Origin of the sequence: Bacillus sp. DHT2 (assembly GCF_026241455.1) — a bacterium.
In the GTDB taxonomy this organism is placed as follows: Bacteria; Bacillota; Bacilli; order Bacillales; family Bacillaceae_G; genus Bacillus_A; species Bacillus_A pseudomycoides.
This window is the reverse complement of record NZ_JAPHWH010000044.1, coordinates 1-6,241: the sequence shown is the minus strand read 5'-3', so window position 1 is coordinate 6,241 and position 6,241 is coordinate 1. Positions and strand designations below refer to the sequence as shown.

Annotated in this window: 3 protein-coding genes and 4 pseudogenes; all 7 read left to right on the top strand. The window is 32.1% G+C overall.

The genetic code is table 11. The annotated features are described in order from the left end of the window. Positions 1-125: 125 nt before the first annotated feature. Positions 126-512: pseudogene (locus ORL93_RS30515) on the top strand (IS4 family transposase); the annotation flags it as partial. A gap of 369 nt (positions 513-881) precedes the next feature. Continuing rightward, positions 882-964 (top strand): annotated as a pseudogene (locus ORL93_RS30510) (LPXTG cell wall anchor domain-containing protein); the annotation flags it as partial. Positions 965-1,947: 983 nt separating this feature from the next. Beyond that, positions 1,948-2,655: an IS6 family transposase gene (locus ORL93_RS30505; protein ID WP_265960311.1), complete on the top strand. Its 708-nt coding sequence runs from the start codon at positions 1,948-1,950 to the stop codon at positions 2,653-2,655. A 355-nt stretch (positions 2,656-3,010) separates the two neighbouring features. Continuing rightward, positions 3,011-4,132 (top strand): SagB/ThcOx family dehydrogenase, encoded by a 1,122-nt coding sequence (locus ORL93_RS30500; RefSeq protein WP_098910181.1) that lies wholly within the window; start codon positions 3,011-3,013, stop codon positions 4,130-4,132. A 3-nt stretch (positions 4,133-4,135) separates the two neighbouring features. Further along, positions 4,136-5,362, top strand: a complete 1,227-nt coding sequence (locus ORL93_RS30495; protein ID WP_265960310.1) for an MFS transporter — start codon at positions 4,136-4,138, stop codon at positions 5,360-5,362. A gap of 89 nt (positions 5,363-5,451) precedes the next feature. Further along, positions 5,452-5,706: pseudogene (locus tag ORL93_RS30490) on the top strand (DDE-type integrase/transposase/recombinase); the annotation flags it as partial. 162 nt (positions 5,707-5,868) lie between these two features. Continuing rightward, positions 5,869-6,120 (top strand): annotated as a pseudogene (locus ORL93_RS30485) (Rpn family recombination-promoting nuclease/putative transposase); the annotation flags it as partial. Between the last annotated feature and the right edge of the window lie 121 nt (positions 6,121-6,241).

Sequence of the window (6,241 nt, the reverse complement as noted above, 5' to 3'; positions counted from 1 at the left end):
AGGTCTCATAACCCTTTTGATGAAGTTTATGGGGTGAGCTGCTTGAGGGAAAACCTCACGAGCAGTTCTTATGGGGAGGGGTTGGAAACGGGTCATAACTGATACCGCGCCAGTTCTTTACCCGACAGCTGTTATTTAAAATATGGAAATCTTGGTTTCAAATTCATCGTTGCAAATCTATTAAACAAGAGCGGTTAGAATGTCATCTTTATGGTCAACTCATTAGTATCTTATTATGTTCTTCTACTATGTTTAAAATGAGAGAACTCCTGTTGCGTAAGAAACAGAAAGAGCTAAGTGAATATAAAGCGATGTACATGATTAAGGATTATTTTTTACTGTTTCATCAAGCATTACACAAAAACACCCAAGAGCTATCAAAGGTTCTCCTTCGTCTGTTTAACCTCCTACAGCACAACGGACGAAAATCTCATCGATACGAGAAAAAGACAGTCTTTGATATTTTGGGTGTTGTTTATGAGTATACCACTTCTAATCATAAAGTAGCATAGTAAAAAAAATTGAAACCCGTCAGGGTTTATTTGATATGCCTACTTTTATAACTTCTATAAAAGATTATAAAAAACTAAGTGGAAAGACCGCATTTTGTACAAAAATATACTTTAAGTTGATGGATGTGTGGCGGTACCCCTAGTTAGAACTAAAGAGAAACACGTTTTATAAAATTATGAAGGAATATGAAGAAGTAAAGTAGCCTCTATCCTGTAGGAAATGATTCTTTTTTGTTGCCATTAAATCTTTAAATGAAATACATCTAAACTGCATCTCATATTTATATAGCGGATATATCCTATAAATACATCCAATGTGATGTAAAAAAATATAAGAAGAGGGGAGAGGAATGAAAAAAACTATTACCAATTTGTGCGATAGCACTTTTTCAATAGGTTATTCTTCAGCAGCGAGTGCGTCTACTGGAACAATAATAAAGGAAGAAATAGCAATTCAAGAATAATAAAATTAAAGTAAGTTGACAAAATCAGGCTCTGGTTCAAAAAATATTTTCATTGTGTACACTGATAATATTAATAAATAAAGGACGTGTATGACGATGACAAAGGTAGCTAAGCGCTTTTTTAACAAAGTCTTGGCTGCCTTTCATACTATAAACCTCATATGATAACTGCAGATGGCGCTAAAGCCCATCTTGTTGTAAAACAAGTAAAACAGCATACTTCAAGATATGCCACTTCGTGTAAAAAAATATTTAAACAATATCATTGAACAAGACCGTTGGTATATTAAAAAACGGAATTGGAACATGTTAGAATTAAAATCCTTTTAAACTGCTAAAAAGATAATCAATTGAATAGAGGTCATGAATATGGTCAAAACGAGACAGATAGATTTAGGGGACTAGTCAATATTTGCATCAAGCACTTGGTTGTATTCATTGTATAAGATAAGATCCCGTTAGGAATTTACAACATATTTGTCCTTATATTCATATTTGCACTAGAACCAATAAGGCAAATGTTCTTCAATGCGATTAGGAGTAATGAATAGGATATAAGCAACTAACTTGTCCTACATTGCAATATATGTAAAAGGTGCAGTATGTATTAAACTCCCCTTATACCCTAAGGAGGACTACTATGTGTAATTTTCGTACAATACTAATCATTTTGTTTTTCATGTTAGTTAGTTATTTATTTTTTTATGGTAGAATACTCTTCTCAGCAGAAGGGTAATTCATCATCAATATATAATTCATATATAACAAAGAAAAAATTACTATAATGGATGCTTCTTTCTTTTCCTAAAAAAGATAGATTCTTAATCTACTAATCCAGGAATACTATGTTTATGTTAACGTGCTAGTAATACTTTATATGGTTCTGGTGCGAAAACTTCAAGATAATTGCAAGTAATCTCTAAATCTTGGACATACTGATACTATTACTCTAAAAAAGGTGTGTGATCAGTATGGAAAAGCGAAATTTATTCAAGTGGAAGCATTATCATCATGATATTATTTTGCAAACAGTACGATGGTACCTACGGTACAACTTGAACTTTCGTGATTTGGTGGAAATGATGGAGGAACGGGGCTTATCCGTTGCTCATACAACGATTATGCGTTGGGTTCATCAGTATGGTCCTGAATTAGACAAAAGAATCCGTCGTCATCTCAAGCAAATCAATGACTCTTGGAGAGTCGATGAAACATATATCAAAGTAAAAAGTCAATGGATGTACCTGTATCGTGCTGTCGATTCGAAAGGAAATACCATCGATTTTTACCTAAGCAAAGCAAGAAACCACAAGGCTGCAAAGCGATTCTTCAGGAAAGCTTTGCAGTCTTTTCATATTTCTGAGCCTCGTGTCGTGACAGTCGATAAGAATCCAGCTTATCCTATAGCAGTTGAAGAATTGAGAAAAGAAAAAAAGATGCCATTAGGCATCCAACTAAGGCAAGTGAAATATCTCAATAACATAGTGGAACAAGATCATCGTTTTATTAAAAAGCGAGTTCGTTCGATGTTAGGATTGAAATCCTTTCGCACAGCTACATCCATTATTTCTGGAATAGAAGCTATGCATATGGTAAAAAAAGGGCAACTTGTTTTACTGGACAAGTCTGTCCAAAATCAAGTGAAGTTCATCCATCAACTATTTGGAATTGCTGCTTAAGACTAGATTCCACTAGGAAACTTTTTGCCTCTTTATATCTTTCCTAAGTATTTGCATCAGAACCGGATTTTAATGATTTTTAAAATTCTAATAATTAATTGATTAATTTTTCCATTTATGTAATAATTATAATGATAGTACAAATAGTAGAAAATCTTGGAGGTGTACATATGAGTATTTTAAAACCTTGTGTTAGTGAGTATCAAACTCGTGTAAATTCAGAACACGGAGAGACTTCACCAACAAAATAAGTAGCTTGAAAAATAAATGACTGACGAAGAAACGTCAGTCGTTTATTTTTTTATATTGATTTTAATTTATATAATATAGTTATATTCAGTTAGGAGATATTTATATGCAATTAAAAACAGCAGAAAATATACTTTATTTTTGGAAAGATGGTCATTTTATGATAGATGATTACATAAGACATGAGCAATATAGCTTAGAACCTTCGATCTTTCCTGTTTTAAATATATTTAAAGAGTGGGTAAGTGTAAGTGAGGCAATAAACGGGTTATTAAATGATAATAGAATAGTATACACGCAAGAGCAACTAGAAGAAATAATAGAAACTTTATTAAAAGCTCATATATTAATTAAAAAAGGATCTCCAGAGGAACAAGAAGAGTTTTTGTTATCTAGCTGGAAAGAATGGGGTACTTCAGCCAAATATTTCCATTTTAATACACGATTACTTCATAAGGACCAATATTTAAATGTTAATCAAGATTATGAACGATTATTAGCAAAAAAAGAAAATGCTTTAGCACCTTCTTTGTATAAGATGTATGTAGATTCTGAAGAAATACCTTTACCATTACCGAATTTTAATTTAAGTGGTGACTTTCTAAATACACTTTTAAAAAGACAAACTGTTCGTTCTTTTTCGGATGATCCCATAACAGTACAAGAGTTATCTACAATACTTTATCTTGTTTGGGGAGCAAACTCTTGTAAAAGAGATATTGGAATAGGGAAAAACTTGTTTAAAACTAGTCCTTCGGGTGGTGCAAGGCATCCTATTGAAGTATATCCTTATATTTTTAACGTAAAAGGAATAAAGAAAGGTTTATATCATTACAATGTTAAAAATCATTCCCTGGATATAGTAAGACAAGAAGATATCTCAAGTACAGTTATTGATATGGCAGCTGGACAAGAGTATGTAAAAGGAGCAGCTGTTTTATTTTTCTATACAGCTTGTTTAGAACGACCTATGTGGAAGTATAAAAGTCCACGAGTATATCGTATTGTGATGATGGATGTAGGACATTTGAGTCAAACTTTTTATTTAGTAGCTTCTTGGTTACAATTAGGGGCTTTTTTTACAGCACATGCAAATGATGAACTTGTGGAAGAGATATTAGAACTTAACAAAGAGTCTGAGATCGTCTGTGGAATTTCTGGGCTTGGAAATATTAGTCGAGAAGCTGTTAATAAAGGAAGAGACTTTCGATTTAAGGGAGAGATTTAGAGTGTGAATGATTATAAAATTTTATTCAGGAATAAAAATTTAAGCATTGTATTATTTAGTCAACTGGTATTTCAATTAGGTATATGGTTTGGTACTATCGGTAATTTACGGTTTCTACAACTTCATTTGACATCTTCTTTTTTTCAAGCTTTTTTTCTTGTAATTGGTGGGGTTATAGGAGTATTAATAGGACCTTATGCCGGACGCTACATTGATTCGACGTCTAAAACAAAGGTATTACAATTAGTTGGTATTATGAGAATTATTTCGGTTATATGTATGCTCTTGGCTATCTATACAGATTCTCTTTGGTGGATGCTTGTGTATAGTATTGGTATTGGCTGTTCAGCTTCTTTTTTTAATCCAACGATTCAGTCGATTATACCAAAGATTATACATACAGACCAACTTATAATGGTTAATGCTATTAATGTAAATATTATAACTGTATCTCGAATATTTGGTGCGGTTTTAGCTGGTGTGTTATTAACTATTGCTCCATTATATACATTGTTTTTAATCGCTTTAATAGCTTATGTTCTTCTATATATATTAAATCAATTATTAGTTGTAAAAGAAGACGATTTTCAGAGAGGAACAGCAAAATCGACTTTTCATTTTAGAGAAATTATTCCGTTATTTCATAAAAATTATTTACTAAAAATGGTTCTTATCTTATCAATTATCCCTTTAATTTTCATTTCTGGTTTTAATTTATTTGTAATAGAAATTAGTCATCAAAGTAATTCCTCTATTATGGGTATTCTTTATTTTGTAGAAGGGACTAGTATTTTAATAGCTGGTTTTTTTGTTAAGAAACTTGTAAGACATAGCTTACAACCAGTAAAAATTCTTTTGTTGATTTGTTTTTTTATGGGGATTTCTCAATGGTTACTGTCATTTTCGATTATTAGTTTATCTATTTTTGCATTTGGTTTATTTGGATTAGCTTATGGAATTTTCAATCCTCTTTTATATACTTTTTCTCAACAAACGATACCTTCTGAGCTCCATGGAAGATTTTTTTCGTTGAAAACTATGTTAGATCGAACAGTATTGCAATTATTTTTAGTGCTTATTGGCTTTTTACTAGATTACATTGGATATCAATTGTTAGTAATGGCATTAGGAACGCTAACAATCGTTATAGTGATATGCTCATTTATAATTTATCGATTTCAAATAAAGAAATTAATAATACCAAATCAAGGAATAAATGAAAAAATATAAAGTATCACTAAGGGGATTCTGTTGCAAAGTTTTCGAAACTCAAGTACACTTTGGAAAAAGATGAACGGGAGCGTAACAAATGGGATATTTTAAAGGAACAAGGCTTTTATAAACATACAACTCATTGTACAATCAAGCATTTGAATAATCTCATAGAACAGGACCATAGACATGTAAAACGCCGCTTTGCCAAATCTGCAGGATTTCAAAGTCTTCGCCATGCTTCGCGCACTTTGAAAGGAATCGAAACGATTCATGCTATATATAAACGAAAACGAAGTTTGCAGCCAAACTTCGTTTTTTCAACGTACAATGAATTACAGCAATTACTCACAATTGTATAGAATTCAGCTATACCCCATCCTAACTTTCTATCTGTAAAAAAACTTTGCAACAGAACCTACATTTATAAACAGATGTAAACTTGAAATACAGAAGCATTTGCATATGTAAGGGACTATCTTATAAAATATATTTAAGAATAGAAAGACAGGGAGAGGAAACCCATGTCCACAAAATTAGTAAATTTACGAATTGATTTTGCTTTTAAACAGTTATTTGGAACAAAGGGGAATGAAGAAATCTTAATTGGATTTTTAAACGCTATCTTAGAAGAATCTTTAGATACACCTATTTCATCACTACAATTGGAAGACCCACATCTCCATAAGTCTTATGAAGATGATAAGTTATCCATACTAGACTTATTAGCAACACTCGACAATGGAACGCAAGTGAATATTGAGATTCAAGCGCGACAAGAAGTCGCTTCATAATAGTGCGCATCCATAAGGATACGCTATTCTAGTTGTCAAGAATATTTCCACCCGAAACAGCGTTGCTAGTAATGGCAGGGTTGGTTGCATGAAGGAACGCATA

Bases quoted from the DNA above. Each gene is read 5' to 3' on its own strand.
- ORL93_RS30505 (WP_265960311.1), top strand. From the start codon at position 1,948: ATGGAAAAGCGAAATTTATTCAAGTGGAAGCATTATCATCATGATATT.
- ORL93_RS30500 (WP_098910181.1), top strand. From the start codon at position 3,011: ATGCAATTAAAAACAGCAGAAAATATACTTTATTTTTGGAAAGATGGT.